The organism is Streptomyces sp. NPDC004647, from assembly GCF_040609575.1.
GTDB lineage: Bacteria > Actinomycetota > Actinomycetes > Streptomycetales > Streptomycetaceae > Streptomyces.
Map to the genome: position 1 here is coordinate 40356 of NZ_JBEXKU010000019.1, position 24545 is coordinate 64900.

The 24545-nt window shown below is 68.6% G+C and carries 24 protein-coding genes and 1 pseudogene; 4 read left to right on the forward strand and 21 right to left on the reverse strand.

All coding sequences use genetic code 11. From position 1 onward, the window contains the following. Positions 1–2 precede the first annotated feature (2 nt). The 3 genes from mqnC to ABZW18_RS11150 form a co-directional block, all read right to left on the reverse strand. Positions 3–1199, reverse strand: coding sequence for a cyclic dehypoxanthinyl futalosine synthase (gene mqnC / locus ABZW18_RS11140; RefSeq protein ID WP_356185256.1), 1197 nt, complete (start codon positions 1197–1199; stop codon positions 3–5). A gap of 297 nt (positions 1200–1496) precedes the next feature. Next, positions 1497–1739 carry a hypothetical protein gene (locus ABZW18_RS11145; protein ID WP_356185260.1) on the reverse strand — a complete coding sequence of 81 codons (243 nt, stop codon included), beginning with the start codon at positions 1737–1739 and terminating at the stop codon, positions 1497–1499. Positions 1740–1853: 114 nt separating this feature from the next. Continuing rightward, a complete protein-coding gene (locus ABZW18_RS11150; protein WP_356185390.1) occupies positions 1854–2729 on the reverse strand; it encodes a menaquinone biosynthesis protein in 876 nt (291 codons plus the stop codon). Between the two features lie 470 nt (positions 2730–3199). Here ABZW18_RS11150 and ABZW18_RS11155 point away from each other — a divergent pair, with 470 nt between their 5' ends. Further along, a complete protein-coding gene (locus tag ABZW18_RS11155; protein WP_019707740.1) occupies positions 3200–3403 on the forward strand; it encodes a cold-shock protein in 204 nt (67 codons plus the stop codon). A 334-nt stretch (positions 3404–3737) separates the two neighbouring features. On the opposite strand, the gene ABZW18_RS11160 is transcribed toward ABZW18_RS11155, so the two are convergent. Beyond that, complete coding sequence (locus ABZW18_RS11160; RefSeq protein WP_356185393.1) at positions 3738–4364, reverse strand: TetR/AcrR family transcriptional regulator; 627 nt, start codon at positions 4362–4364, stop codon at positions 3738–3740. A 267-nt stretch (positions 4365–4631) separates the two neighbouring features. Here ABZW18_RS11160 and ABZW18_RS11165 point away from each other — a divergent pair. Continuing rightward, positions 4632–4751 (forward strand): annotated as a pseudogene (locus tag ABZW18_RS11165) (oxidoreductase); the annotation flags it as partial. A 103-nt stretch (positions 4752–4854) separates the two neighbouring features. On the opposite strand, the gene ABZW18_RS11170 reads toward ABZW18_RS11165, so the two are convergent. From ABZW18_RS11170 to ABZW18_RS11230, 13 genes are all read right to left on the reverse strand, one after another. Then, a complete protein-coding gene (locus ABZW18_RS11170) occupies positions 4855–7038 on the reverse strand; it encodes a cation-translocating P-type ATPase (protein ID WP_356185264.1) in 2184 nt (727 codons plus the stop codon). A gap of 2 nt (positions 7039–7040) precedes the next feature. Further along, positions 7041–7349, reverse strand: a complete 309-nt coding sequence (locus ABZW18_RS11175) for a DUF1490 family protein (RefSeq protein ID WP_356185266.1) — start codon at positions 7347–7349, stop codon at positions 7041–7043. A 107-nt stretch (positions 7350–7456) separates the two neighbouring features. After that, positions 7457–8377 (reverse strand): metal ABC transporter permease, encoded by a 921-nt coding sequence (locus ABZW18_RS11180; RefSeq protein ID WP_356185396.1) that lies wholly within the window; start codon positions 8375–8377, stop codon positions 7457–7459. After that, positions 8377–9258: a metal ABC transporter ATP-binding protein gene (locus ABZW18_RS11185; protein ID WP_356185269.1), complete on the reverse strand. Its 882-nt coding sequence runs from the start codon at positions 9256–9258 to the stop codon at positions 8377–8379. The genes ABZW18_RS11180 and ABZW18_RS11185 overlap by 1 nt, the downstream gene beginning before the upstream one ends. Next, a complete protein-coding gene (locus ABZW18_RS11190) occupies positions 9258–10193 on the reverse strand; it encodes a zinc ABC transporter substrate-binding protein (RefSeq protein ID WP_356185271.1) in 936 nt (311 codons plus the stop codon). Before ABZW18_RS11190 ends, ABZW18_RS11185 begins: the two co-directional genes overlap by 1 nt. 478 nt (positions 10194–10671) lie before the next feature. Beyond that, on the reverse strand, positions 10672–11169 hold the full coding sequence (locus ABZW18_RS11195) for an SRPBCC domain-containing protein (protein ID WP_356185274.1): 498 nt from the start codon (positions 11167–11169) through the stop codon (positions 10672–10674). A gap of 112 nt (positions 11170–11281) precedes the next feature. Beyond that, a complete protein-coding gene (locus ABZW18_RS11200) occupies positions 11282–11818 on the reverse strand; it encodes a hypothetical protein (RefSeq protein WP_356185276.1) in 537 nt (178 codons plus the stop codon). A 300-nt stretch (positions 11819–12118) separates the two neighbouring features. Next, positions 12119–13447 (reverse strand): dicarboxylate/amino acid:cation symporter, encoded by a 1329-nt coding sequence (locus tag ABZW18_RS11205; protein WP_356185278.1) that lies wholly within the window; start codon positions 13445–13447, stop codon positions 12119–12121. A 392-nt stretch (positions 13448–13839) separates the two neighbouring features. Continuing rightward, positions 13840–14124: a DUF4229 domain-containing protein gene (locus ABZW18_RS11210; protein ID WP_356185280.1), complete on the reverse strand. Its 285-nt coding sequence runs from the start codon at positions 14122–14124 to the stop codon at positions 13840–13842. A 159-nt stretch (positions 14125–14283) separates the two neighbouring features. Continuing rightward, positions 14284–14835: a GNAT family N-acetyltransferase gene (locus tag ABZW18_RS11215; protein WP_356185398.1), complete on the reverse strand. Its 552-nt coding sequence runs from the start codon at positions 14833–14835 to the stop codon at positions 14284–14286. Positions 14836–15060: 225 nt separating this feature from the next. Further along, positions 15061–16224 carry an aminofutalosine synthase MqnE gene (gene mqnE, locus ABZW18_RS11220; protein WP_356185400.1) on the reverse strand — a complete coding sequence of 388 codons (1164 nt, stop codon included), beginning with the start codon at positions 16222–16224 and terminating at the stop codon, positions 15061–15063. 88 nt (positions 16225–16312) lie between these two features. Continuing rightward, positions 16313–16768: an Lrp/AsnC family transcriptional regulator gene (locus ABZW18_RS11225; RefSeq protein WP_356185282.1), complete on the reverse strand. Its 456-nt coding sequence runs from the start codon at positions 16766–16768 to the stop codon at positions 16313–16315. Positions 16769–16891: 123 nt separating this feature from the next. Further along, on the reverse strand, positions 16892–17602 hold the full coding sequence (locus tag ABZW18_RS11230; protein ID WP_356185285.1) for a UbiX family flavin prenyltransferase: 711 nt from the start codon (positions 17600–17602) through the stop codon (positions 16892–16894). 235 nt (positions 17603–17837) lie between these two features. Between ABZW18_RS11230 and ABZW18_RS11235 the strand changes: the two genes are divergently transcribed. Next, positions 17838–18365: a rhomboid family intramembrane serine protease gene (locus ABZW18_RS11235; protein WP_356185402.1), complete on the forward strand. Its 528-nt coding sequence runs from the start codon at positions 17838–17840 to the stop codon at positions 18363–18365. Positions 18366–18390: 25 nt separating this feature from the next. Here the strand turns inward: ABZW18_RS11235 and mqnP are convergent, their stop codons facing one another. Together mqnP and ABZW18_RS11245 are read right to left on the reverse strand one after the other, a co-directional pair. Then, complete coding sequence (mqnP, locus tag ABZW18_RS11240) at positions 18391–19314, reverse strand: menaquinone biosynthesis prenyltransferase MqnP (protein WP_356185287.1); 924 nt, start codon at positions 19312–19314, stop codon at positions 18391–18393. Then, positions 19311–20765 carry a menaquinone biosynthesis decarboxylase gene (locus tag ABZW18_RS11245; RefSeq protein ID WP_356185290.1) on the reverse strand — a complete coding sequence of 485 codons (1455 nt, stop codon included), beginning with the start codon at positions 20763–20765 and terminating at the stop codon, positions 19311–19313. Before ABZW18_RS11245 ends, mqnP begins: the two co-directional genes overlap by 4 nt. 190 nt (positions 20766–20955) lie before the next feature. Here ABZW18_RS11245 and ABZW18_RS11250 point away from each other — a divergent pair, with 190 nt between their 5' ends. Beyond that, positions 20956–21339, forward strand: coding sequence for a PLDc N-terminal domain-containing protein (locus tag ABZW18_RS11250; RefSeq protein ID WP_356185293.1), 384 nt, complete (start codon positions 20956–20958; stop codon positions 21337–21339). A gap of 205 nt (positions 21340–21544) precedes the next feature. Here ABZW18_RS11250 and ccsB read toward each other — a convergent pair whose 3' ends face one another. Together ccsB and ABZW18_RS11260 are read right to left on the reverse strand one after the other, a co-directional pair. Next, positions 21545–22630: a c-type cytochrome biogenesis protein CcsB gene (gene ccsB, locus ABZW18_RS11255; protein ID WP_356185295.1), complete on the reverse strand. Its 1086-nt coding sequence runs from the start codon at positions 22628–22630 to the stop codon at positions 21545–21547. Next, positions 22627–24543 (reverse strand): cytochrome c biogenesis protein ResB, encoded by a 1917-nt coding sequence (locus tag ABZW18_RS11260; RefSeq protein WP_356185298.1) that lies wholly within the window; start codon positions 24541–24543, stop codon positions 22627–22629. The genes ccsB and ABZW18_RS11260 overlap by 4 nt, the downstream gene beginning before the upstream one ends. Positions 24544–24545: the final 2 nt, after the last annotated feature.

Sequence of the window (24545 nt, forward strand, 5' to 3'; positions counted from 1 at the left end):
ACTCAGCTCGCGTCGATGAGCTTGAGCTCGGGGTGGGCGGTGCCGCCGGCGATCGCGGTCGAGGACAGGTGCGAGACGACCTTGTCGTCGACCGGGTCGGTGGCCGGGTCGTCATGCACGAGCAGGTGCTCGTACGTCGTCGCGCGCTGCGCCGGGACGCGGCCCGCCGCGCGGATCAGGTCGATGATCTCCATGCGGTTGGAGCGGTGCTTGGCACCGGCCGAGGACACCACGTTCTCCTCGAGCATGATCGAGCCGAGGTCGTCCGCGCCGTAGTGCAGCGACAGCTGGCCGACCTCCTTGCCCGTGGTGAGCCAGGAGCCCTGGATGTGGGCGATGTTGTCGAAGAAGAGCCGCGCGATGGCGATCATCCGCAGGTACTCGAAGAGCGTCGCCTGCGTCTGGCCCTTCAGGTGGTTGTTCTCCGGCTGGTAGGTGTACGGGATGAAGGCGCGGAAACCGCCCGTACGGTCCTGGACATCGCGGATCATCCGCAGGTGCTCGATGCGTTCGGCGTTCGTCTCGCCGGTGCCCATGAGCATCGTGGAGGTGGACTCGACACCCAGCTCGTGCGCCGCCTCCATGATCTCCAGCCAGCGTTCACCGGACTCCTTGAGCGGCGCGATGGCCTTGCGGGGGCGCGCGGGCAGCAGCTCGGCTCCGGCTCCCGCGAAGGAGTCGAGCCCCGCGGCGTGGATACGGCGGATGGCGTCCTCGACACTCACTCCGGAGATCCGGGCCATGTGCTCGACCTCGGAGGCGCCCAGCGAGTGGATCACCAGCTGCGGGTACGCCTTCTTGATCGCGGCGAAGTGCTCCTCGTAGTACTCGACGCCGAAGTCCGGGTGGTGCCCGCCCTGGAACATGATCTGTGTGCCACCGAGTTCGACGGTCTCCGCGCAGCGGCGCAGGATGTCGTCGAGGTCGCGGGTCCAGCCGTCACCGCTCTTCGGCGGGGCGTAGAAGGCGCAGAACTTGCACGCCGTCACGCAAACGTTCGTGTAGTTGATGTTCCGCTCGATGATGTACGTCGCGATGTGCTCGGTCCCGGCGTAGCGGCGGCGCCGTACGGCATCCGCGGCCGCGCCGAGCGCGTGCAGCGGGGCCGACCGGTACAGGCCGAGCGCCTCCTCCGGAGTGATACGGCCACCGTCGGCGGCGCGGTCGAGGACGGACTGAAGGTCGGCGCTCTCGCTCACCGGGGCGTCCCTTCCGGAAGGGTCGTTTTGCGGACCGATCCAGCGTACGCCAGGCGTCCGATGGGCCCGGTGGCGGCCGTGAGCACACCTGTCCGGTGAACGGGCCTGTTCGCGGAACGGGCCTCTTCGGTACGGGTCCGTTCACGGAGCGGGCCTGACCGGTACACACGTCTGTTCCCGGAACCGGCCTGACCGGTGAACGCTTCCGTCCAGTGCGGCATCTGTTCGTCCGGTCGACCGGGCGACCGGGGCGACCGGGCGGCAGACGGGTCGGATGGTTGGATACCCGACCGCCCGTCAGCCACCTGACTTCGTCAGCCGGGCGCTCGGACTTCCGCCCGCCTCGTCGTCCGACTTGTAGGCGAGCACGCCCATCTCCTCGAACGTGAGAGTCAGGGTCGCCGGTGCGCCCGTACACAGCGGTGCTGCCCCGGAGTTGTCGCTGGTCTCCCGCAGCGTCAGCTTCTTCTCCGTCGCGGTCACCAGCTCTCCCTTGGCGCGGCACCCCAGCCCCAGGGCGTCGTACGAGGTACGGGCCACCTGGCTGCCCTTGGTGCCCGACCCTCACGGCACGTACGCACGCGCGCGGGCACGCGTACATACGCGTACTCGGGTGCGCGCACCGGCAGAGGTACTCGCCGGACTGCAGCAGAGTTACTCGCCGGACAGCAACTGAACGCGTACGTCCGGCGCGAAGCCGGTCGTCGGGCCGGTGCGGCGGGCGAACTCGGCGATGCCCGACAGCTGTTCCGTACCCAGCCGGAAGTCGAGGGTGGTGAAGTAGCGCTCCAGCAGCTCCGCGTCGAAGGCCTCCCAGCGGGCGGCCTGCTCGGCGACCTTGCCGACCTCCTCCAGCGACACGTCACGGGAGGTGAGGAAGGCCTCGTGCACCTTCCGTACGATCCGCGGTTCGCGCGCGAGGTAGTCGCGGCGGGCGGCCCAGACGGCGAAGACGAACGGCAGCCCTGTCCAGTCCTTCCACATCTGCCCGAGGTCATGGACCTGGAGGCCGAGACGGGGCGCGTCGTGCAGCGAGGCCCGCAGCGCGGCGTCCCCGATCAGCACGGCGGCCTGCGCCTCCTGCATCATCAGGCCGAGGTCCGGCGGGCAGGTGTAGTAGTCGGGCTCGATGCCGTGCTGCTCGGCGAGGAGCAGCTGCGCGAGCCGTACGGACGTACGGGATGTGGAGCCCAGCGCCACCCGTGCCCGGTGCAGCTGGTCGAGCGGGACCTGCGACACGATCACGCAGGACATGACGGGGCCGTCGCAGCCGACGGCGAGATCGGGGAAGGCCACGAGCTCGTCGGCGTTGCGGAGGAACTCCACGAGGGTGATCGGGGCGATGTCGAGATCGCCGCGGACCAGCTGCTCGCTGAGCTTCTCGGGGGTGTCCTTGCTCAGCTCCAGATCCAGCAGGGCGCCCGTGCGGGCGAGGCCCCAGTAGAGGGGCAGGCAGTTCAGGAACTGGATGTGGCCGACCCGGGGCCGGGTGCGACGGCGGTGGCCCTCCGCAGTGGCGGTGGCGCCCAGGGGGCGAGCGGTGCCCAGGTGGTCGGCGTCACTCGAAGTACTGGAGTTCCTGGAGGAACTGGGGGGACCGGCGGCGCTGGGGATTCTGCCGGTACCGGCAGCGCTGTCAGCGCTTCCGGTGCTGACGGGACCGGAGGCACTGAGGGTGCTTTCGGTGCTGACTGGGCCGGCGGCGGTGCGGTCAGAATTGTCCACATCGTGAGGCTAGCCCTGGGGACAGCTGTGACCGGCCCCGGGGCCCGTTTGCGGGCGCTCCGCGCCGCGTTGCGCCGAACGGGCGAAACCACTCACCCGGGTGATCTTCACCTCTTCCACGAGCCGAAGACTGCGTGCTAGGCTCGCCGCAAGTTGCAGTTTGGTTTCCCTTGCAGTACAGAGCCTGCGGAGCATGTGACGCCGCAGGCTTTTGTAGTTTTCAGACTTCTTGCAGGTTCTGGAGCAGGGCAACCCTTTGGCCCAAGGAGGGCTTTATGGCTACCGGAACCGTCAAGTGGTTCAACGCCGAAAAGGGCTTTGGTTTCATCGCCCAGGACGGCGGCGGCCCCGATGTCTTCGTCCACTATTCCGCGATCAACGCGTCTGGCTTCCGCTCTCTCGAGGAGAACCAGACCGTGAACTTCGACGTCACCCAGGGCCCGAAGGGTCCGCAGGCGGAGAACGTCACCCCGGTCTGATCCTCCGGATCTTCAGGGTTCGACCGATCGCGGTCGAAGCGTAGTGCCCAAGGAGCCCCGCTCCCCGCCTCGGCGGGGAGCGGGGCTCCTGCCTGTCCCGCCCGTCTCGTCGGGTACGAGAGCCTGTGGATCAAGGGCAGGCGCGCAGGCGACGGCCGACCTCGAGCGGCCTGGCGGCGGCCGGCCGCGGCGTCACCCGCCGGAGGCTCCCACCCGTACGGCCCAAGCGGCCGCCCGCAACCACCGTCACAGCTGGAGCCCCAGCCGGCCAACAGCCCAGCCGCAGCCCCGCCGCAGTCACTACTTCGGCCGTACCGACCGACGAAATCGGCAGTCAGAGTGCCGGTGACCAGTGCCGGCCGTTCATGAGGTTCTCCAGACCGGCCCACGCGAAGTTCATCAGGGTGGCCGCGGCCTCCTTGGACGTGGGGCTGTCGCCGCCGGGGGCATTGGCCCAACCCGCCAGTGACTCGGCTGCGCCCACCAGCGCGTGCGCCAGCCCAGCGACCTCCCGCCCGGCCAGTTCGGGGTCGTACCCCGCCTCGCGCGACGCCGCCGCGATGAGCCTGGTCACCAACTCGATGATCTCCTCCCGCATGACGGCGATCTCGCGGGCGAAGGGCTCGCCCTGCGTACGGGCCTGGTTGTTGAGTACCGCCCAGCCGTCGGGGTTCGCGGCGGTGTGTGCGAAGAAGCCCCGCAGCCCGCACCACAGTTGCTGGGCTGCGGACCGGGCGCCCGGCTCGACCGCGCCCCGCACCGCGGCCACCAGCGCCTCCGCCTCCCGCCGAATGCAGGCGCTGAACAGCTCCTCCTTGGAGTTGAGATACAGATAGACCAGCGGTTTCGACACCCCCGCCACAACCGCTATCTCATCCATCGACGCGGCCCCGTACCCGCGCTGCGCGAATGTCTCCACCGCCGCGTCGAGCATCTGCTGCTCCCGCACCGCCCGCGGCATTCGCTTGCTCTTGGCACACACGACCGTCGCCCCTCCCGCCCGAGTCTCCCCTACTCGCCAGTAAGTTTAACGTCGCGGGCGGACGGGCGCCGCCGATCGCCGTTCCGCGGCGGGGTCCGCGGGCGGTCGGCCGTCTACGTCCGATGGTGCGGCGGAGGACTCCCCCTGACGGCACGTGTACCGCCGTACGCCCTGGTCGGCTGGGCTTGCCGCCCGGCTCGGTGGACGACCGCAAACCGGCCTTCCCGTCGCGGGCCTGGACGAGGCGGCGGTATTGAGACCGCCCGCGGGCAGGAGCACTTCGCCCTGCTCTTCCTCGGCGTGGCCGGCGCCCTCGGCACTCACACGTTCACCATCGATGTCGTCACGCGCTCCACCGCGCAGTGACGTTCCGAGACCTTCACGTGGGCAGGCGCACCTGAAATCGGCCTGGGGGCGGTCCGCTGAGACCAACCGCTGAACGTGAGCTTCAGCGGACCTCAGCCGGGCGTCAGCGCACCCGGCGGTCCTCCAGCGGGGCGGCCTTCAGTACGTCGTCCGCTGTTTTGGGCAGATGCGGCGTGTGGTTGACCAGTCGGGCCGAGTTGGCGACGACCGCGATGCTGCTGGTGTTGTGCAGCAGGGCGGCAAGAACCGGGTTCATGGACCCCCCTGCGCCGGCGACCAGGCCCAGCAAGTTCACGCCGATGGCGAGGCCGTAGTTCTGCCGGACGACGCGCAGGGTGTGACGGCTGAGTTCGACGACGGCGGCGACCTGTCGCAAGTCGTCACCCGGCAAGGCGATGTCGGCGGTCTCCAGAGCCACGTGAGAGGAGCGCTCGCCCATGCTGATGCCGACGTCGGCGAGGGCCAGGGCCGGCGCGTCATTGGTGCCGTCGCCCACCATCGCGACCGTATGTCCCTCGGCCTGCAGGTCCCGGATCAGCTGGAGTTTGCCCTCTGGCAGGGCATGTGAATGCACCTCGGCGATGCCGAGGGCGTCGGCGACAACCTGCGCGGTCTCGGGCGCGTCACCGGTGAGCAGCACCAGGCGGGAAACGCCAAGCTCTCTGAGCTGCCGGATGACGGTCTCGGCCTCGGCACGCAGGGCGTCGGAGACGCCGAGCATGCCGATCAAGTCTTCATCGTGCGCCAGGCAGATGACGGTCTCACCGCCGCTTCGCAGCCGTTCCGTCCAGCCCTGGGCCTCCTCGGTGAGCTCGACGCCGTGCCGGCGCAGCAGGGCGGGGCTGCCGACCAACAGGCGGGTGCCGTCCAGTTCTGCGCGCATGCCCATGCCGAGAACGACCTCGCAGGCTTGATGGATGGGCACGTGAAGGTGCTGTTCCTCGGTGCGGGCGACGATTGCCTGAGCGAGCGGGTGGCGGGCATGCAGTTCCCCGGAAGCGGCCAGACTCAGCACATCGTCGGCGGTGAAGTTGTCGCTGAGGGTGACCACGCTGGTGACCAGTGGCCTGCCGAAGGTGAGGGTGCCGGTCTTGTCGAAGACGACGGCCGTGACCCGGCCGATGCCCTCCAGGTGGGTGCCGCCTTTGATGAGGGTGCCGCGGCGTGCTCCGTTGCCGATGGCGGCGCTGATGGCGGTGGGTGTGGCCAGGCCGGCCGCGCATGGGCAGGCGATCAGCAGCATCGTCATCGCACGGCGCGCGTCGCGTGTCACGACGTAGGTCAGGGCGGCCAGCGCGAAGGAGACGGGGACGAATCGCTGGGTGAAGCGGGTGGCCACGGTCTGGATCGGTGCCCGGTCCGCCTGGGCCTCTTCGACCCGGCTGATGATCCGGCCCACGGTGGTCTCCGCGCCGACCGAGGTGGCAAGGACGGTGAGCGAGCCGGAGGTGACGATGGTCCCGGCGTAGACATGTGTCCCCGCCCGTGCGTAGACCGGCAGGGCCTCACCGGTGATCGCGGCCTGGTCCACCAAGCCCTCGCCGGAGACGACCTGTCCATCGACGGGAATTCTGTGGTGCTCGTACACGGCGACCACGTCCGCCGGCTCGACATCTTCAAGGGCCACCTCGACCTCGACGCCCTCTCGGACCACCCAGACGCGCTGCTCACCGATGGTGAGCAGTTCCTCGATGGCGCGCCGGGTACGGCGCAGGGTCAGGGTCTGGAGGAACTCGCCGATGTTCAGCAGCCACAGGACCGTAAGGGCCACGATGTTCTCGCGCAGCACCAGCGAGATGACCGTCGCCGCCGTGACCAGGGTGTCCGTACCAGGGCTGCTGCGACCACGCAGCGAGCGCAGCGCACCCCGGAAGAACGGCAGACCGGTGAAGAGCGTGATCGCACCCAGCAGGCCCGAGGAGCCGACGGTGATCCGGGGGCGGCCCAGCAGACGGCGCAGGGCGACGAGCGCGAGCACCGCGCCTCCGACGACCAGCCGCGCAACCTCGCCGGTGGAGGAATCCGGTGTGGAGCGGGTGGCCTTGGCGGGCGCGGAGGCCGGTGGAGCCTCTTCGAGTGCGGCGATCAGACGGTCGATGTCCAGACGGTCCGGCGCCATCCAGATCACCACGCTGCCGGTGCGGGGGAAGATCCGCAGCGCACGGAAACCGCTCATGCCGGTCAGGCGCTCGTCGACCAGTCCGGCACTGCCGGGACGCGCGCGTACCCAGGGAACCATCAGACGGGCCCGGCCTGTGGCCACGGAGCAGACGGCGACATCGGACATGATCAGTGCTCGTGTCCGTGGTTGCCTTCGATGGTGACCGCGGAGGGCGGGGGTGCCTCCTCGCCGAGAGAGGTCCTGGCCTCGGCGACTACGTCTCCGGCTTTCAGCCGGGCCTCTTCGGCTGCCGAGGCCAGCCACCGGCCGGCGACGATTCCGTTCGCGAGACCCCCGACAAGCGCCTTGCGGGCGACCGGCTTCACCTCAGGCAGCCGCCTGGCGGCGCCTCGGATGATCAGACCGCCCACCACTCCGGAGACTGCGTAGTGAGCGAGGCGTCCAGCCGCGGCACCAGCTATTGCGACGGGATGCATGAGGTTCTCCTTCCGTCTCTACCGAGCAGGCGCGACGCGACGGACCTCTCTTCCAGTGTGCGCCCGGACAGCGCCGCGGGGCGAACAGAGGGCGGGGAGGCGGCCGGTCATGTCCGCGCCTCGGCCTCGGGTTGTGCGGCGAGCGTGCTTCGGGGAGTCCGGTCGGTCCGCCTCATCGTCGCCAGCCGGCACAGGAGGTAGATCACGAACGAGATGGTCGTGACGTAGGGGCTGATGGGGATGGTGCTTCCGAGGGCGAGGAGAATCCCCCCTTCCATCGCGACCAGGGCGAAGACGACGCTCAGCACGGGTAGCCACACGGGAGACGCTGTGATCCGCGCAGCGGCGGCCGCCGGCGTGACAAGGAGCGCGAGCACCAGCAGCGCTCCGACGATCTGTACGCACAGCGCGACCGCGAGGCCGAGGACCAGCATGAAGGCGAGGGACAGCGCACGTACGGGAATCCCGCGTGCTTCGGCCACTTCCGGGTCGACGCTGGCGAAGGTCAGCGGTTTCCAGATGATGGCGAGAGCGATGAGCACCACGACGGACGTGCCGAGCAGCCACGCCATCTGCGGGGTGTCGACGGCGATGATCTGACCGGTCAGGATGCCGAACTTGTTCGCCGCTCGTCCCTTGTAGAGGGACAGGAACAGCACGCCGAGGCCGAGCCCGAACGGCATGATGATGCCGATGACCGAATTGCGGTCGCGGGCGCGGACGCCCAGGACGCCGATGGCTCCGGCTGCCAGCAGCGAACCGGCGATGGACCCGGCCACGATGTTCAGTTCGAGCAGCAGCGCCGCCGAGGCACCGGCGAACGAGAGTTCACTGATCCCGTGCACCGCGAACGGCAGGTCGCGCATGATCACGAATACCCCGGCCAGCCCGCCGACCAGGCCGAGGAGCGCCCCGGCCAGGAGCGAGTTCTGGACCAGTCCGAGCAGTTCGCCGTAGTTGTCGAAGTTGAAGATCTGGTGCCAGACGCTGGTGTCTTCCCCGCCGGCGGCGTGCAGCCCGAGCCCCATCACGACCGTCGGCCCCCGTTCGGCCTGTCTGCGTGACCGTGGGCGGGGGCGCCATCGGGTGCACCGGCCACGACGATGCGGCCCCTGACGCGGACCACGTCGACCTGGGTGCCGTACAGCTCCGACAGGGTGGTGGAAGTCATCACGTCGTCCGGTGGCCCGATCCGGTACCCGCCCCGGGCCAGATACAGGACGCGGTCCACCAGGCCGAGGACGGGGTTGATCTCGTGCGTGACGAAGACGACGGCGGTGTCGGCGGAGCGGCGCCGCTGTTCCACCAGGCTGGTGACGGTGCGCTGGTGCTGCGGGTCGAGGGAGAGCAGGGGTTCATCGCAAAGCAGGATCCGCGGCTCGGTGGCGAGCGCTTGTGCGATGCGCACCCGCTGCTGCTCACCACCGGAAAGCCGTCCGACGGGAACGTCCGCGTACGGCGTCGCTCCGACCGAAGCCAGGATGTCGTCCACGCGGCGGCGGATCGCCGGCCGCGCGAGCGGCAGTCCCCAGCGATGCCCGTCCAAACCGAGTCGCACCAGGTCACGGGCGCGCAGCATGGTTTGTGCGGGCTGGGACGTCTGCTGCGGGACGTATCCGATGTGCCGACCGCCGCGTCGTGGAGCCCGGCCGAGGACGGCGAGCGACCCCGCGGTGAGCTGCTGTCGGCCCAGGAGTACGCGCAGCAGGCTGGTCTTGCCCGACCCGTTCGGGCCCAGCACGGCGAGGAATTCCCCGGGCCGGATATCGAGGTCCAGGTCGCGCCACAGCACACGGTCGCCGTACGCGAGTGCGGCGTCCCGCAGACTGATCACCGGCGCCGGGTCGGCGCTGCCGCCTGCGGTTCGCTCCGGCTCCGACAGCGGTGTGATGGCCTCCGTGCGGTCCATTACCTGTCCAATGCGCTCTTGAGTGCGTCGACGTTGGCCGTCATCCAGCCGATGTAGTCCTCGCCCCGGGGAAGGGTTTCGGTCACCGGGACCACCGGGATCCCGTTGTCCTCGGCTGCCCGCTTGACCTTCTCCGTCTGGGGGCCGGAGGTCTGCTCGTTGTAGACCAGCGCCTTGACCTGCTTATCGGTGAACAGCGCGACCGTCTGCTGCAGGCTCCTCGCAGCGACGTCGTCACCCTCCTCGACGGCTTCGCTGAAGTCGGCAGGCGTCATGTTCCGCAGTCCGCTCGCCTCGGTCAGATACAGCGGCACCGGCTCGGTGACCGCCACGGCGGCGTCCGGGTGGTCCGCCTTGATCCGTTTTTCCTTGCTCTCGAGCACCGTCAGCTTCTCTTTGAACGTCTCCGCGTTGTTCCGGAAGACGTCGGTGCCGGCCGGGGTGCTCCTTGCCAGCGCGTCTGCGACCCGGTCGGCCAGCTTCCCCATCGCGGGGAAGTCGTACCAGACGTGCTCGTTGAGCTCGGCGCCCGTCTTCGGTGCAATTCCCGAGACCTGCACGGCGTCGATGACGGCAGGCGAGGAATTCTTCGCGCTGCGAAGCATCCTGCCGACGAAGTCGTCATAGCCGCCGCCGTTCTCGACGACGACCTTCGCCTTGGCCAAGGCGAGCCGGTTCTGCGTGCTGGCCTCGAATGAGTGGGGGTCCTGCGCCGGGTCGCTGATGATCGAGACGACCTCGACCTTGCCGCCGCCGATCTGCTCGACGATGTCCCCGTAGACGTTTGTCGAGGCAACCACTGGAATGACGGGCGCAGGCTCATTCGTCCCAGAGCCGTCGCGGGACTCCGTGTCCGAGGAGCCGCCGCAGCCGCAGACCAAGGCCAGTGCCGTAGCGACAAGCACCATCGGGCCGCGGGCTGTGGGCACCTGCATCGCGGGCCTCCCGATCACAGCGGAAACCGAAACGGTTATCACTTCATTATGAGCCCGTCTCTTCCCGCCATCCACTGGAGCCGGCCAATGCCCGGCCACCTGTTGCCACGAAGGCGCCCACGGGGCGGGTTCCACAGGGGTCCCTGGCACACCCACGACCTGAACTGAGCCGGGAGACGACGGAGTGGGTACGCCGCTCGCATCGTGCACCGGTGCTGGGTGATGACCAGGACGAGCGGCACAGCGAGCATCCGCCGGCTTACGAATCAGTGATGCTGTTCGCTGCTTGACCCCGTGCAGGTCGCTGCTTGACCCCGGTGCAGGCGACGGGTGAAGTGCCGTCCCTTGAGGAAGAGCAAGGAGACCCAGGAGCCGTGGCGATGGGAGGTACTCCAGCCGCAAACCGTGATCTCGCTGGTCAGGGGTGGTTCGAAGACAGGTGTCGCCATCGGCAGGGCCGCGTCCCGCGGCAAGGGTCTCAGGCCGAAGCAGCCGACGACATCAGCTCTTCCAGCTTGTTGAGACCCTGAGTCCAGCCTTCGTCGTGAAGAGCGCGGCGGCGCTCAGTGGCGAAGTCTCCCTGGGTGAAGACCAGTTCGGCCGACGTCTCGCCGATATCACGAAGCGACAGCGCCACCACCGTCTCCCGGTCCTCGGGATCGGGATCCTCCCACCGGAAGGTGTAGGAGAGGCGTTCCGGAGGGTCGACCTCAAGGAATTCCCCCACCAGATAGAACAGATCGCCTTCCGGAGGCTGCATCGCGATCCGGTAACCACCTCCTGGCCGAAGGTCGCTTTCCACACTCGGGATGGTGAAGCCATCAGGGCCCCACCACTTGGCCAGTTTCTGCGGTTCGGTCAAGGCTCGGAATACGACCGAGCGCGGTGCGCGGAGGACACGCTGCATACGCAGCCTCAGCCCGCCATCGTGCGCCATCACGACCTCCCTCCGACCGAAGGCGTCGAGGTTGACCACCGCACCCATCCTAGTGCTCCGGACATCATTTGACCGCCGGGTCGCAGGTCACAGGGTTGGTCGTCGACGTACCTGCGCAGCATCCCGCCGGCAGGGTCTTGCTCGGGGAACGTCAGCCCGCGCCCTTGCGAGGTTGTACTGAGCGACTATTCCAAGATCCGCTAGCCCCGCCCATTGGATCACGAAGCGCGGCCACCTCCGGTCTCAGGATAGGAATGAGCTCCTCCCGAAGCATCCTGGAGAACTCGCGCCTTGCTTGGCGCGCTTCCTCGGTGATCTCCATTCCTCCTCTGACTTGATACACATAGATCTTCTTGAGCTCATATTCACGCGAGCAGTATTCCTCGGAAATCCACTGGTACATCTCCTCAGAGGCCAGCAGCATGAGCCGACGGCACGCCTCGTCCCTGGCCAATACGCGCGCGTGGAAGTCGTCGGGCCGGTTGTCCCAGCCTCGTTCCTCGGCATGAAGCAAGCCGTCCATCCAAAAGTGGACTGCGATGAGGAATCTTTCGATGGCGGCAAGTCTTCTTTCCTCCGCCTTCTCCATCAAGGCCGCGCGGATCCTGAAAGCTTCGACGTGCCTCGTCGAGACGAAACCTATGAATGCCCCCAAGACGCCTGCCCCGCCCCCCACAGCGGCGGTCAAGACTGCTCCATCCACCGCGCCCCCTCGCCCCGGATAGACGGGTCCATACCCTTCGCCATGCGGAACAATTCGTACCGGCCAAGCAGGCCAAGTGGCCGACCCTGAGATAGCGAGGGCTGCGGGCAGTGAACCACCCACGGGCCGCCCCGCCAATAGTTCGCAGCGAGGGGTAAGGCCGCCCGAGCGGAGGCGTCCGCGACACCGTTGGGTCACGGCACAGGTCTCACCGATCTACCCACGACAGCGCAGAGTCCCCGACACCAGTGGTGATCGGGGACTCTGCGCCTGGTGGCTCCGGAGCTACGCGGTGGCCGGGACCGGCTGCGGTTCGCGGTCCGCCCTGTCCAGGCCCGCGGTGTCGGCGCTGTCGTACGCATCGCGGTCGAGGATCTGCTCCTTGGCGGAGACCAGTACCGGGATCAGAGCCTGTCCGGCAACATTTGTCGCGGTGCGCATCATGTCCAGGACCGGGTCGATCGCCAGCAGCAGGCCGACGCCCTCCAGCGGGAGACCCAGGGTGGACAGCGTGAGCGTGAGCATCACCGTCGCGCCGGTCAGGCCCGCGGTGGCCGCCGAGCCGATGACCGAGACGAAGGCGATCAGGAGGTAGTCGCCGATGCCGAGGCTCACGCCGAAGATCTCGGCGATGAAGATCGCGGCAAGTGCCGGGTAGATCGCCGCGCAGCCGTCCATCTTGGTCGTGGCGCCGAACGGCACCGCGAAGGAGGCGTACTCCTTGGGCACTCCGAGGCGCTCGGTCACCTTCTGGGTCACCGGCATCGTGCCGACCGAGGAGCGGGAGACGAAGGCCAGCTGGATGGCGGGCCAGGCGCCGCGGAAGAACTGCAGCGGGTTGACCTTGGCGACCGTCGAGAGCAGCAGCGGGTAGACACCGAACATCACCAGTGCGCAGCCGATGTAGACGTCCGCGGTGAAGGTCGCGTACTTGCCGATGAGCTCCCAGCCGTACGTGGCGATGGCGTAGCCGATCAGGCCGAGGGTGCCGAGCGGGGCGAGCCGGATGACCCACCACAGGGCCTTCTGCAGCAGTTCCAGTACGGACTGACTGAGCGTCAGGATCGGCTGGGCCTTCTCGCCGAGCTGGAGGGCTGCGATACCCGCCACGGCGGCCATGAAGACGATCTGCAGAACGTTGAGTTCGGTGAACGGCGTGATGATGTCGGTCGGGACGATCCCGGTCAGGAAGTCCAGCCAGGAGCCCGCTTCTTCGGGCTTCGCGCCGTCCTTCGGGCTGAGACCGGTGCCCGCACCGGGGTTGGTGAGCAGGCCGATCGCGAGGCCGATGGCGACCGCGATCAGTGATGTGATCATGAACCACAGCAGGGTGCGGGTGGCCAGCCGGGCGGCGTTGTTGACCTTCCGCAGGTTGGTGATCGACACCAGGATCGCGAAGAAGACCAGCGGGGCGACGGCCAGCTTCAGCAGCTGGACGAAGATCGAGCCGATCTTGTCGAGCGTGGTGACGAGCCAGCCGATGTCACCGCTGCGGGCGGCCCAGCCGAGCAGCACGCCAAGAACGAGGCCCAGAAGGATCTGGGCCCAGAACGGCACCTTCGGTATCGCGAAGCCGGATGACTTCTTCGCAGGGGTTTGGGTTGACACGGACACACTCCGGCAGTGAAGAACAACGGGGGACGGGGTGCGGCGGCCCTACGGGGTCCGAAGCTCCGGGGGAAGTGTGCCGGGATGCTGGTACCGGGGGCAGCGCCGATGCTTGTCGCTCAGCTGCGGCAACAGGCCGCGGACATACAGCGGCAGAGATCGACGTGCAGGCGCGCCACGAGCGGAATGCCCGTGGCGTAGCGGTGCGCAGCTGCTGTCGTCATGTCGGACACGTTAACACTTAAACTTTGACAACATCAAAGGTCTGCTTTGAGGTACGGAGGCCCGGCCGCCCCGCCGTCGAGCCCTGGAACGGCAACACCCCGCCGTGGAGGGGCTGCTCCATGGCGGGGTGTCGGTGCCGGTGCCGCGAGGGCATCACGGCGGTGTGACCAGCGTTACGCGTCTTCCTGAGCCTGGTTGGCCGACAGCCGGCCCTTGGCGCGCTCCAGGCGCGGAGCGATCTGCTCGGACATCGCGTCGCGCTGCCTGCGCAGCAGGATGAAGCTGAGCGGCGCGGACAGGACCAGTGCGAGCAGCAGCACCCACATGAGGTTGGAGGCGCCGAGCCCGGCCGGGAGGACGCCCAGGTAGGTGAGGCCCCATACGAGGAGGAGGCAGCCGGCGAAGATGCCGAGGCGCATCGCGGTGTAGCGGAGAGTTGCGTGCTGCTTGCTGCTCACGGACGGGTCCTTCTTCTCTGCGGCTTCTACGACTTCTACAGCTTTCACGGTGTTTGCGGCTTTCGCTGCTTCTGCGGCTTTTCTACGGTTTCCTGTATGGCGCCGAGACCGGGCGCATCAAGTCCGGGCCGCATCAAGTGAAGCACGTCCCGTTTTGGATCAAATGAGCGGGAGCCACATGGTGATGTCGTCACGGAAATCACCGTCCGCGACTTTGATCGCGCCGGGTACACGGCCGACCTCCTGGTAGCCGCACGAGCCGTAGAAGCGATCCAGGCCCAGCCCGCCGCGGCAGGTGAGGCGGAGCCCGTCGATGCCGTCCATCCCGCGGGCCGCCTCCTCGACGGCGGCCATCAGATCCCGGCCGTGCCCGTTGCCCTGGTGCGAGGGGTGGACCATCACCGTGTAGACCCAGCACCAATGGCGCATCAGCCGGTGGGTGTTGAAGGTGAAGAACGCGGTCGCCGCGACCGTACCGTCCCGTTCCCGGCCGACAAGGAGCCTGGTCCTGCCGTCGGCCATCGCCGCAAGGTGCTTGACCAGCTCGGTCCGGACGTCGTCCACGGTGACCGGTGGTACGAATCCGACGGCGCCACCCGCGTTCGAGACATCCGCCCAGAGGGCGGAGATGCCGTCCCGAAGCTCCGGGGTGATCGCAGGGTCCAGTTCAAAGGTCAGCTGCGGGGACTGCTCCGGCTGCGTGGGCTGCATCGGCGGCATCGGCTGCGGAGGCTGCGTCGGCGACATCTGCGACATGCGAACAAGCGTACAAGCGGCTGTTCACCGCCTCGGAGCCGCTCGGGATACCGCGCCGCGGGGCCGCTCGGACCGGCCCGGGCGTCGGGACCAGGGCGTCGGGCCATCAAGCCCCCGGGCCCCGGGCGCCGAAGCGTCCGGACCCCGAAGCGTCTGGACCCCGAGGCGTCAGCTCTGGGCTCAGACCCGCATCGGCTGCGGCGACTCCCGGCGGTCCGGGTCCGGGCCCGGGTACTCCCGGATGATCTCGTAGCGGGTGTTGCGCTCGACCGGCCGGAACCCGGCGTCGCGGATCAGATCGAGAATGTCCTCGCGGTTGAGCTTGTCCGGCGTACCGAAGTTGTCCGCGTCATGCGTGATCTTGTACTCGACGACCGAGCCGTCCATGTCGTCCGCACCGTGCTGGAGCGCGAGCTGCGCGGTCTGCACGCCGTGCATCACCCAGAAGACCTTGACGTGCGGGACGTTGTCGAAGAGCAGCCGGGAGACCGCGAAGGTCTTCAGCGCCTCCGCTCCGGTCGCCATGGTCGTACGCGCCTGGAGCCGGTTGCGGACCTTGCCGTCCTTCATGTCCACGAAGTCGTGCTGGTAGCGCAGCGGGATGAAGACCTGGAAGCCCCCGGTCTCGTCCTGGAGTTCGCGCAGCCGCAGCACGTGGTCCACCCGGTGGCGCGGCTCCTCGATGTGCCCGTACAGCATCGTGGACGGGGTCTTGAGGCCCTTCTCGTGCGCGAGGCGGTGGATCCGCGACCAGTCCTCCCAGTGGGTGCGATGGTCGACGATGTGCTGCCGGACCTCCCAGTCGAAGATCTCGGCTCCGCCGCCGGTCAGCGACTCCAGACCGGCGTCGATCAGCTCGTCGAGGATCTCGGAGGCGGACAGCTTGGAGATGGTCTCGAAGTGGTGGATCTCGGTGGCGGTGAAGGCCTTGAGGGAGACCTGCGGGAGGGCTTCCTTGAGGGCTTTGAGCGAGCGCGGGTAGTAGCGCCAGGGCAGCGTCGGGTGAAGGCCGTTGACGATGTGCAGCTCGGTGAGGTTCTCGTTCTCCATCTCCGAGGCGAGGCGGACGGCCTCCTCGATGCGCATCGTGTACGCGTCCTTCTCGCCGGGCTTGCGCTGGAAGGAGCAGTAGGCACAGGACGCGGTGCACACGTTCGTCATGTTGAGGTGACGGTTGACGTTGAAGTGGACGAGGTCGCCGTTCTTCCGCGTCCGCACCTCGTGGGCGAGACCGCCCAACCAGGCGAGGTCATCGGTCTCGTAGAGCGCGATGCCGTCCTCACGGGTCAGCCGCTCCCCGGCGTGGACCTTCTCCTCCAGCTCGCGCTTGAGGCCCACATCCATAGATGCAGTCATGCGGCCGCCTCCCATACGTCTACCAATCGGGCCCGTTGAGCGTACTCCCCCGGTCTTCCGCCCCGATCCGCCCCCATCAGGCCTCTTCCGGCAGCTCGCCGACCCGGTTCTCCCACTTGGTGGAGAGCACGACCGTGGTACGGGTCCGGGAGACGCCCTTGGTGCTGGACAGCCGCCGGATGGTGCGCTCCAGGCCGTCCACGTTGCCGACCCGCACCTTGAGCATGTACGAGTCGTCGCCCGCGATGAACCAGCAGTCCTCGATCTCGGCCAGGTCGCGCAGCCGGCGCGCCACGTCCTCGTGGTCGGTCGCGTCGGAAAGCGAGATCCCGATGAGAGCCGTGACACCCAGGCCGAGCGAGGCGGAGTCGACGGTCGCGCGGTAGCCGGTGATCACACCGGCGGCCTCCAGACGGTTGATCCGGTCGGTGACGCTGGGACCGGAGAGCCCGACGAGCCGCCCGAGCTCCGCGTACGAGGCCCTGCCGTTTTCACGGAGAGCCTGGATGAGCTGCCTGTCCACCGCGTCCATGTACCTGGAGCCTTCCATTATTCAGCCAATCGAGGATCTTCATAAAGAATCTAAGGCACGCAGAGGGCGCTCGCCTGCAATCTTCCATGTGATCACAAGCCCCCAGCGGCCCCGCACGCACAGCTATCTCTCCCGCCGGGAGCCTCCGACCGCTCCCTCCCACCGCTGGTACAGCTTGTGCGGCACCTCCGCGGCGTCCAGCACCCGCCCCGCGACGAAGTCCACCAGGTCCTGGATGTGCGTCGCACCCGCGTAGAACGCCGGTGAGGCGGGCAGCACCACCGCGCCCGCCTCGTCCAGTGCCACCAAATGCTTCAGCGTCTGCCCGTTCAGCGGAGTCTCCCGCACCACGACCACCAGCCTGCGCCGTTCCTTGAGCGTGACGCTCGCCGTCCGCTGCAGCAGGTCCTTCGACAGACCCAGCGCCACCCCGGCCACGCACGCCGTGCTGGCGGGGACGATCAGCATGCCCTTCACCGGGTACGAGCCGGAGGACGGGCCCGCCGCCAGGTCCCCGGCCGCCCAGTGCCGTACGTCCGACAGGTCGGGCAGCGCGGCCGCGAACCGGTCCGGCGTGCCGTCCGCGCCGCGCGCAAGCCAGTCGCCCAGGTCCTCGCGCCAGTGCGCATCGCGGAACGCGATACCGGTCTCGTCGAGGAGGGTGAGCCGGGAGGCCCGGCTCACCACCAGGTCCACGGCCTCGCCCGCGTGCAGCAGGGCACGCAGCACTGCCGCGGCGTACGGGGTGCCGGAGGCCCCGGACACCCCGACCACCCACGGTCGGCGCTGCCCGGTCCCGGTGTCATCGTGTCGTCTCGACTGCGGCGGCTCCACGGCTCGAGCCTATCCGCAGGCGCCGACCAGGAACCGGGGCGGCCGCCCCGGGCGTTGACGAAGAGGAGGAAAGGGGGCTTCCATGGCGTACGGACCGGTAGGGAACGGACCACCGTGGCGCGGGCAGCCGCCGTACGGCTCAGCGCCGTACAGCCCCTCGGCGGCCCCGCCGACCGCACCGCGGCGGGGCGCGGGGGCCATGGCTGCGGCTGTGCTGGTCATCGCCTGAGTCGTCCTGCTCTGGCTGCTCGAGTTCGTGGACGTGGCAAGCGGCGGCGCCCTGGACACGTACGGCATCACGCCGCGCGAGCCCGGTGAGCTGCGCGACATCGTGCCTGCGGCCTTCCTCCACTTCGGCTTCGGCCACCTCGCGGCCAACACCATGCCGCTGCTGGTGCTCGGCTTCCTCGCAGCGCTCGGCGGGATACGGCGCTTCGCCGGAGTGGTCGCGGTGATCATCCTGGCCAGCGGAATCGGTGTCTGGCTGGTCGCGCCCGCCCAGTCGGTGACGGCCGGCGCCTCGGGGGTTGTCTTCGGGCTCTTCGGCTATCTCCTGGTGCGAGCCTTTGTGGACCGTCGGCTGCTCTATACAACCGTGGGTGTGCTGGTGGCCGTCTTCTACGGGTCGATCCTGTGGGGCGCCCTGCCCACTGCCGCCGGAGTCAGCTGGCAGGGGCACCTGTTCGGGCTGCTCGGCGGGGTGGCCGCGGCGTTCCTCTTCCGTGACGCACGGGAGAGGCGCACGGCGGACATCGAACGCTGAAGCGGCCGGCGCCGGGGCACCGGCGTCAGACGCTCAGGCCACGCACCAGCAGATCCAGCAGGGCACACACGAACAGCGCGATGCCGATGAAGCCGTTCACCGTGAAGAAGGCGCGGTTGAGCCGGGACAGGTCATGCGGCGTGACGATCGTGTGCTCGTAGAGGAACGCCGTCGCGACGATCAGGAGGCCGGCCCAGAAGAACGCGCCCGCACCGGTGGCCAGCGCGTACCAGACCAGGAGCGCGGTGGTCAGCGCGTGGCAGGCGCGGGCGCCGTACAGCGCGCCGGGGACGCCGAAGCGGGCCGGCGCCGACAGCACACCCTGGGCTCGGTCCGCCCGGACGTCCTGGCAGGCGAAGATCAGGTCGAAGCCGCCGATCCAGACCCCGACGGCGAGGCCGAGGATCACCGCGTCCCAGGACCACTCCCCGGTGACGGCGATCCACGCGCCGACCGGGCCCATCGCCTGGGCCAGGCCGAGGATCGCATGCGGGAAATTGGTGAACCGCTTCCCGTACGGATAGACCACCATCGGGATGACGGCGATGGGCGCCAGCGCCAGGCACAGCGGGTTCAGCAGCGCGGCGGCTCCCAGGAAGAGGACGACGGCGATGAGCGCGCCGGTCCACGCGGACCGTACGGACACCGCGCCGGTGACCAACTCGCGTCCGGCGGTGCGCGGATTGCGGGCGTCGATCTCGCGGTCGATGATCCGGTTGCAGGCCATGGCGAAGGTGCGCAGGCCCACCATCGCGACGGTGACCAGGAGAAGCTGCCACCAGCGGACTTCGCCGCCGTCGAGGAGCATCGCGGTGAGCGAGGCGATGTAGGCGAAGGGCAGCGCGAAGACCGAGTGCTCGATCATCACCAGCCGCAGGAACGCCTTGACCCGGCCGGGCGGCGCGGGCTCGGGCCCGAGGAGATCGCCGGCTGCGGATTCCGCACTCATGAGAGGCCGTACTCCTTCCAGCGGCGGTCCACCTTGGCGGCCGTCTCCGGGTCGGACTCGACCATGTTCGGCCAGCCGCCGTCCCGGGTGTAGCCCTCCTCGGGCAGCTTCCGCGTCGCGTCGATGCCCGCTTTGCCGCCCCAGAACTGCTGGTACGAGGCGTGGTCGAGGTGGTCGACCGGCCCCTCCACGACGCTGAGGTCCCGGGCGTAGTCGGTGTTGCCGAGCGCCCGCCACGCGACCTCGTGCAGATCGTGCACATCGCAGTCGGAGTCCACCACCACGATCAGCTTGGTCAGCGACATCATGTGCGCGCCCCAGATGGCGTGCATGACCTTCTGCGCGTGCTTCGGGTACCTCTTGTCGATCGAGACGATCGCGCAGTTGTGGAACCCGCCCGCCTCGGGCAGGTGGTAGTCCACGATGTCCGGCACGATGATCTTCAACAGGGGCAGGAAGAAACGCTCCGTCGCCCGGCCCAGCGGCCCGTCCTCGGTCGGCGGACGGCCGACGACGATGGACTGGAGCAGCGGTTTCCGGCGCGTCGTCACACAGTCGATGGTCAGTGCCGGGAAGTCCTCCTGCGGGGTGTAGAAGCCGGTGTGGTCCCCGAACGGTCCCTCCGGGAGCATCTCCCCGGGCTCCAGCCAGCCCTCGAGGACGACTTCGGCCTGGGCCGGGACCTGGAGCGGCACGGTCTTGCAGTCCACCATCTCGACCCGCTTGCCCTGCACGAACCCGGCGAACAGGTACTCGTCGATGTCGCCGGGCAGCGGGGCGGTGGACGCGTACGTCACGGCGGGCGGGCAGCCGAAGGCGATGGCGACCGGCAGCCGCTCACCGCGCCGCGCCGCCACCTGGTAGTGGTTGCGGCTGTCCTTGTGGATCTGCCAGTGCATACCGATCGTGCGGCGGTCGTGCCGCTGGAGGCGGTAGAGCCCGAGGTTCCGGACCCCGGACTCCGGGTCCTTGGTGTGCGTGAGCCCGAGGTTGAAGAAGGACCCGCCGTCCTCGGGCCAGGTGAACAGAGCGGGGAGTGAGTCGAGGTCGACGTCCTCCCCGGTGAGGACGACCTCCTGGACCGGGGCGTCCTTCACCTTCTTCGGCGGGACGTGCGCCATGCCGGCAAGTTTGCCGAAGGCCTCGCGCATCCCCACGAAACCCTGCGGGAGCTCGGGCCTGAGCAGGCCGCCGATCTTCCCGCTGATCTCGTCGTAGGACTTCAGGCCGAGCGACTTGAGGAGGCGGCGGTCGGTCCCGAAGACGTTCATGGCCAGCGGCATCGACGAGCCCTTGACGTTCTCGAAGAGCAGCGCAGGCCCGCCCGACTTGTTCACCCGGTCGACGATCTCGCCGACTTCCAGATACGGATCGACTTCGGCCTTGATGCGCTTGAGGTCACCATCGCGCTCCAGCGCCCGCAGGAACGAGCGAAGATCGTCATAAGCCATGGGCCCCAGTATCCGGCATCGCCCGCCGCGGCTCGCCGCCGGGACACCGGGGACGACACTGCCGCCCACGCCGCGCGGTCGGCCCCTCGGGTGCGGGCGGCGCACCCCCGGCCCGCTCGCGCTATTACCCTGGGCACGTAAACCGGGCTCTGCCCGCCCCGACCGCCGCCCTCAGGGGGACGCTCTCGCCATGCTCAGGTATCTGCCGTTCCTGCTGGTCCTGGCGCTGTGGGTCTATGCGTTCATCGACTGCCTCAACACCCCCGAGAACCAGGTCCGCAAGCTCCCCAAGGGCGCCTGGGTGATGATCATCGTGCTCTTCGGCTATCTGCTGTTCGGCTCGATCGCCTGGCTTGCCGCGGGCCGCCCGCGCCGTGCCCCGGCGGAGGGCGCGCCGCGCCCGTACAGCCGCGGGCGGAGCCGGTGGGTCGCCCCGGACGACAACCCCGATTTCCTCAAGTCCCTGGACAAGAACAAGGACAAGGACAGGGGCGAGGGCGAGGGCGAGGAGACCGGAAGCGAGCTGGACAAGGACCGTGACGAGGACCGCGGTCCGGACGACAACCGGCCCTGACCGCGGCCGCAGCCCTGCCGTCCTGAACCCAGCCGAAGCCCGGCTGCCCGCGCGGTGAGTGGCACCCGCTACGGCCGAGCCGCGCGTCCCGCCCAACGGCCTGATGGGCTGATGAATTGATGGCCTTTGGGCGGGAATGCGCCGATTTCAAACCCCGGGTTTCAGCGACTCCGGGTTTCAGACCGCGGGTTTCAGACCCCGGGTTTCAGACGCCGGCGTAGGAGTGCTTACCGGTGATGAAGATATTGACGCCGTAGTAGTTGAAGAGGAAGCAGCCGAAGGCGATCAGCGCCAGGTACGCGGCCTTGCGGCCCTTCCAGCCCGCTGTGGCGCGGGCGTGCAGATAGCAGGCATAGGCGACCCAGGTGATGAAGGACCAGACCTCCTTGGGGTCCCAGCCCCAGTAGCGGCCCCAGGCGGCCTCCGCCCAGATGGCGCCCGCGATGATCGTGAAGGTCCACAGTGGGAAGACGGCCGCGTTGATGCGGTACGCGAACTTGTCGAGGCTGGCCGCCGAGGGCAGCCGCTCCAGCACGGACGAGGCGAAGGCCCCGGGCTGCTTGCCCAGCGGGTCGGCGAGCTTGGCCTCGTAGCGGTCGCGGAAGAGGTAGAGCAGCGTGCCGACGGCGCCCAGGTAGAGCACGGCGCCGGAGATGATCGCGCAGGAGACGTGGATCCACAGCCAGTACGAGTGAAGCGCGGGAACCAACTGGTCACTGTCGGTGTACAAGACAGAGACAGCGAGACCGAGATCGAGGAGGACGGTCGTGACCAGTGGGAGCCCGATCCACCGCACGTTCTTGCGGAGCACGAGGAGGACGACGTACGCGCCGACGGCCACCATCGAGAAGGTGGTGGAGAACTCGTACATGTTGCCCCAGGGGGCGCGCTCCACGGAGATGGCGCGGGTCAGCACTCCACCGAAGTGGATGAGGAAGGCGAGGACGGTCAGTGAGACGGCGATCCGGCCGTACAGATCGCCCTGCTCGTCATCGCCCGCTGCCCCGGGGCCGTCCGGGACGTCACGGGTGCCCGCGGCGGACCGGGTGACGACCTTGGGGCGCTCCAGTACGGCCGTGCCGCCGCTCTTCCCGGTGACCTCGACGGCCGCCTGGGCGGAGGGGGCGCCCTGGGTGAGGGCGGCCGCGGTGCGGGCGACCTTGCTGCGACTGCCGAACACCCACTCCGCCATATGTGCGATGAAGGCGAGGGTGTATACCGCCATCGCCGAATAGATCAGCACGTTGCTGATGTTGGCCATGTTCTCGTTGGCCGCGACCGCGAGGTTCACGCGCGCGCTCCTTCGCCTTCTTCAGGTTCAGCAGGATCGGCTGGTTCTTCCGCGGCCGGTTCTTCCGCGGCCGGCTCATCTCCGGTGGGCTCGTCTCCGGTGGACTCGTCCGTGGGCGGCTCGTCTGTGGCCCGCTGTGCTGTGGCCGGCTCGTCCGTGGCCGTCTTTGCTGTGGCTGCTTCCTCCACAGTCCGTTCCTCGCCCGCCGGTTCTTCCACAGGAGCCGCGTCCGGTTGCAGTGCCACGGCCAGATCGGCCAGCTCCTCCGGGAGTTTCGCGGACTCACTGCGGCCGAGCCCTGCCATCTCGACGACCGTGGTGCCGTCACCGGCGCGCACCGTCCGGACCCATACGCGGCGGCGCTGGATGAAGAGGGAGGCCGCGAGACCCAGCAGAGCGGCGACCGCGCCGCCGAGTGCCAGGCCGTTGCCGGGCTGGTGAGAGATCTGGAAACTGGCCCAGGTCTTGGTCCCGTCGTACGTGAGCGACCCCGCCCCGTTCGGCAGCTTCATGGACTCACCGGGGCGCAGGGCCTTGCGGAAGAGGTCGCCGCTCTTGTCCTTGAACTGCTTCATCTTCCGGGTCTCCAGCTGGTACACGTTCTGCGGCAGCCCGGAGTCGATACCGAGGCTGCCGTGGAAGGCGTTCAGCGAGAGCACGGGGTAGTCCAGCGCCGGGAAGGAGGAGTGCGGGCCGCGCACTTCGTCCAGCGCGTATGTCGGGGTGAACCGGCCCTGGAAGCCGAGCTGGTCCTTCTTGCCGTTCTTGTCGCGGTAGTCCGGGACCTTGATCACGCCGACGGAGCTGAGGTTCGCGTCCTGCTGGAGGAAGGGCACCGAGCCCTGGTACGCGATGTCGCCCTGCCCGTCCCGGACGGTGACGACCGGTGCGTAACCGTGCGACATCAGATAGACCTTGCTGCCCGCGACATCGAGAGGCTTGTTCACCTCGATGACGGCCTTGCGCTCGCCGCCGTCCGCGCCCTCCCAGTACTTGACGTGAGCCCGGAAGGTGCGCGGAGTGCCCTTCTGCGGGCCCGACCGTTCATAACTGGCTTCGAAGCCGTGCAGCGAGAAGCCGAAGGGGGCGAGGGAATCGGAGTCGAAGAGGCTGCCGGACTTGAAGTCGTCGTACTGGGTGAGGGTGTTGGAGAAGCCGTCGCCGTCGACGATCAGCTTGCCGCCCTCGGACTTCCACAGCTGTCCGGCGGCGAAGGCGACGAGCATGACGATCAGCGCGCTGTGGAAGAGGAGGTTGCCGGTCTCGCGCAGATAGCCCTTCTCGGCGGCGACGGCGTCGCCCGCCGTGTGGGCCCGGAAGCGGCGCCGGGCCATCATCCGCTGGGCGGCGGACAGCACCTGCTCGGGCTCGGCGTCCGTACGCCAGGTCGTGTACGCGGGCAGCCTGGTCAGCCGGCGGGGGGCGCCCGGCGGGCGACCGCGGAGCTGTCCGACGAACTGCCAGCTGCGCGGCACGATGCAGCCGATCAGGGAGACGAACAGCAGGATGTAGATCGCCGAGAACCACACCGAGCTGTAGACATGGAACAGCCCGAGCTTCTCGTAGACCGGGCCGACCGTCTCATGGGTGGCCAGGAACGTCTGGACCTTGACCGGGTCGACGCTCGTCTGAGGCACCAGCGAGCCGGGGATGGAGGCGAGCGACAGCAGGAAGAGAAGAATCAGCGCGACGCGCATGGAGGTGAGCTGGCGCCAGAACCAGCGCGTCCAGCCGGTCACCTCGCGGCCGATCCAGCCGAACCATCCGAGCACACCCGGTCGTCGCACCCCGCCGAAGGATCCGGGCACGGCCTGCCCCGGCTCCTCGACCGGCGCCGTCGACAGCTGCGAGCCGGCTTCGCCGAGCCCGGCCTCCTCCGCAATCTCGGCGGCGGCGTTGTCCGTTGTGGTCATGG

Excerpts from the sequence above, each read along its gene's own strand:
- mqnE (WP_356185400.1), bottom strand. The coding sequence starts at position 16,224 with ATGGATGTGGGCCTCAAGCGCGAGCTGGAGGAGAAGGTCCACGCCGGG.
- ABZW18_RS11160 (WP_356185393.1), bottom strand. The coding sequence starts at position 4,364 with ATGCCGCGGGCGGTGCGGGAGCAGCAGATGCTCGACGCGGCGGTGGAG.
- ABZW18_RS11250 (WP_356185293.1), top strand. The coding sequence starts at position 20,956 with ATGCTCAGGTATCTGCCGTTCCTGCTGGTCCTGGCGCTGTGGGTCTAT.
- ABZW18_RS11175 (WP_356185266.1), bottom strand. The coding sequence starts at position 7,349 with ATGCATCCCGTCGCAATAGCTGGTGCCGCGGCTGGACGCCTCGCTCAC.
- ABZW18_RS11215 (WP_356185398.1), bottom strand. The coding sequence starts at position 14,835 with ATGCAGCCCACGCAGCCGGAGCAGTCCCCGCAGCTGACCTTTGAACTG.
- ABZW18_RS11245 (WP_356185290.1), bottom strand. The coding sequence starts at position 20,765 with ATGGCTTATGACGATCTTCGCTCGTTCCTGCGGGCGCTGGAGCGCGAT.
- ABZW18_RS11155 (WP_019707740.1), top strand. The coding sequence starts at position 3,200 with ATGGCTACCGGAACCGTCAAGTGGTTCAACGCCGAAAAGGGCTTTGGT.
- ABZW18_RS11260 (WP_356185298.1), bottom strand. The coding sequence starts at position 24,543 with ATGACCACAACGGACAACGCCGCCGCCGAGATTGCGGAGGAGGCCGGG.
- ABZW18_RS11225 (WP_356185282.1), bottom strand. The coding sequence starts at position 16,768 with ATGGACGCGGTGGACAGGCAGCTCATCCAGGCTCTCCGTGAAAACGGC.
- ABZW18_RS11170 (WP_356185264.1), bottom strand. The coding sequence starts at position 7,038 with ATGTCCGATGTCGCCGTCTGCTCCGTGGCCACAGGCCGGGCCCGTCTG.
- ABZW18_RS11190 (WP_356185271.1), bottom strand. The coding sequence starts at position 10,193 with ATGCAGGTGCCCACAGCCCGCGGCCCGATGGTGCTTGTCGCTACGGCA.
- mqnP (WP_356185287.1), bottom strand. The coding sequence starts at position 19,314 with ATGAGTGCGGAATCCGCAGCCGGCGATCTCCTCGGGCCCGAGCCCGCG.
- ABZW18_RS11180 (WP_356185396.1), bottom strand. The coding sequence starts at position 8,377 with ATGGGGCTCGGGCTGCACGCCGCCGGCGGGGAAGACACCAGCGTCTGG.
- ABZW18_RS11185 (WP_356185269.1), bottom strand. The coding sequence starts at position 9,258 with ATGGACCGCACGGAGGCCATCACACCGCTGTCGGAGCCGGAGCGAACC.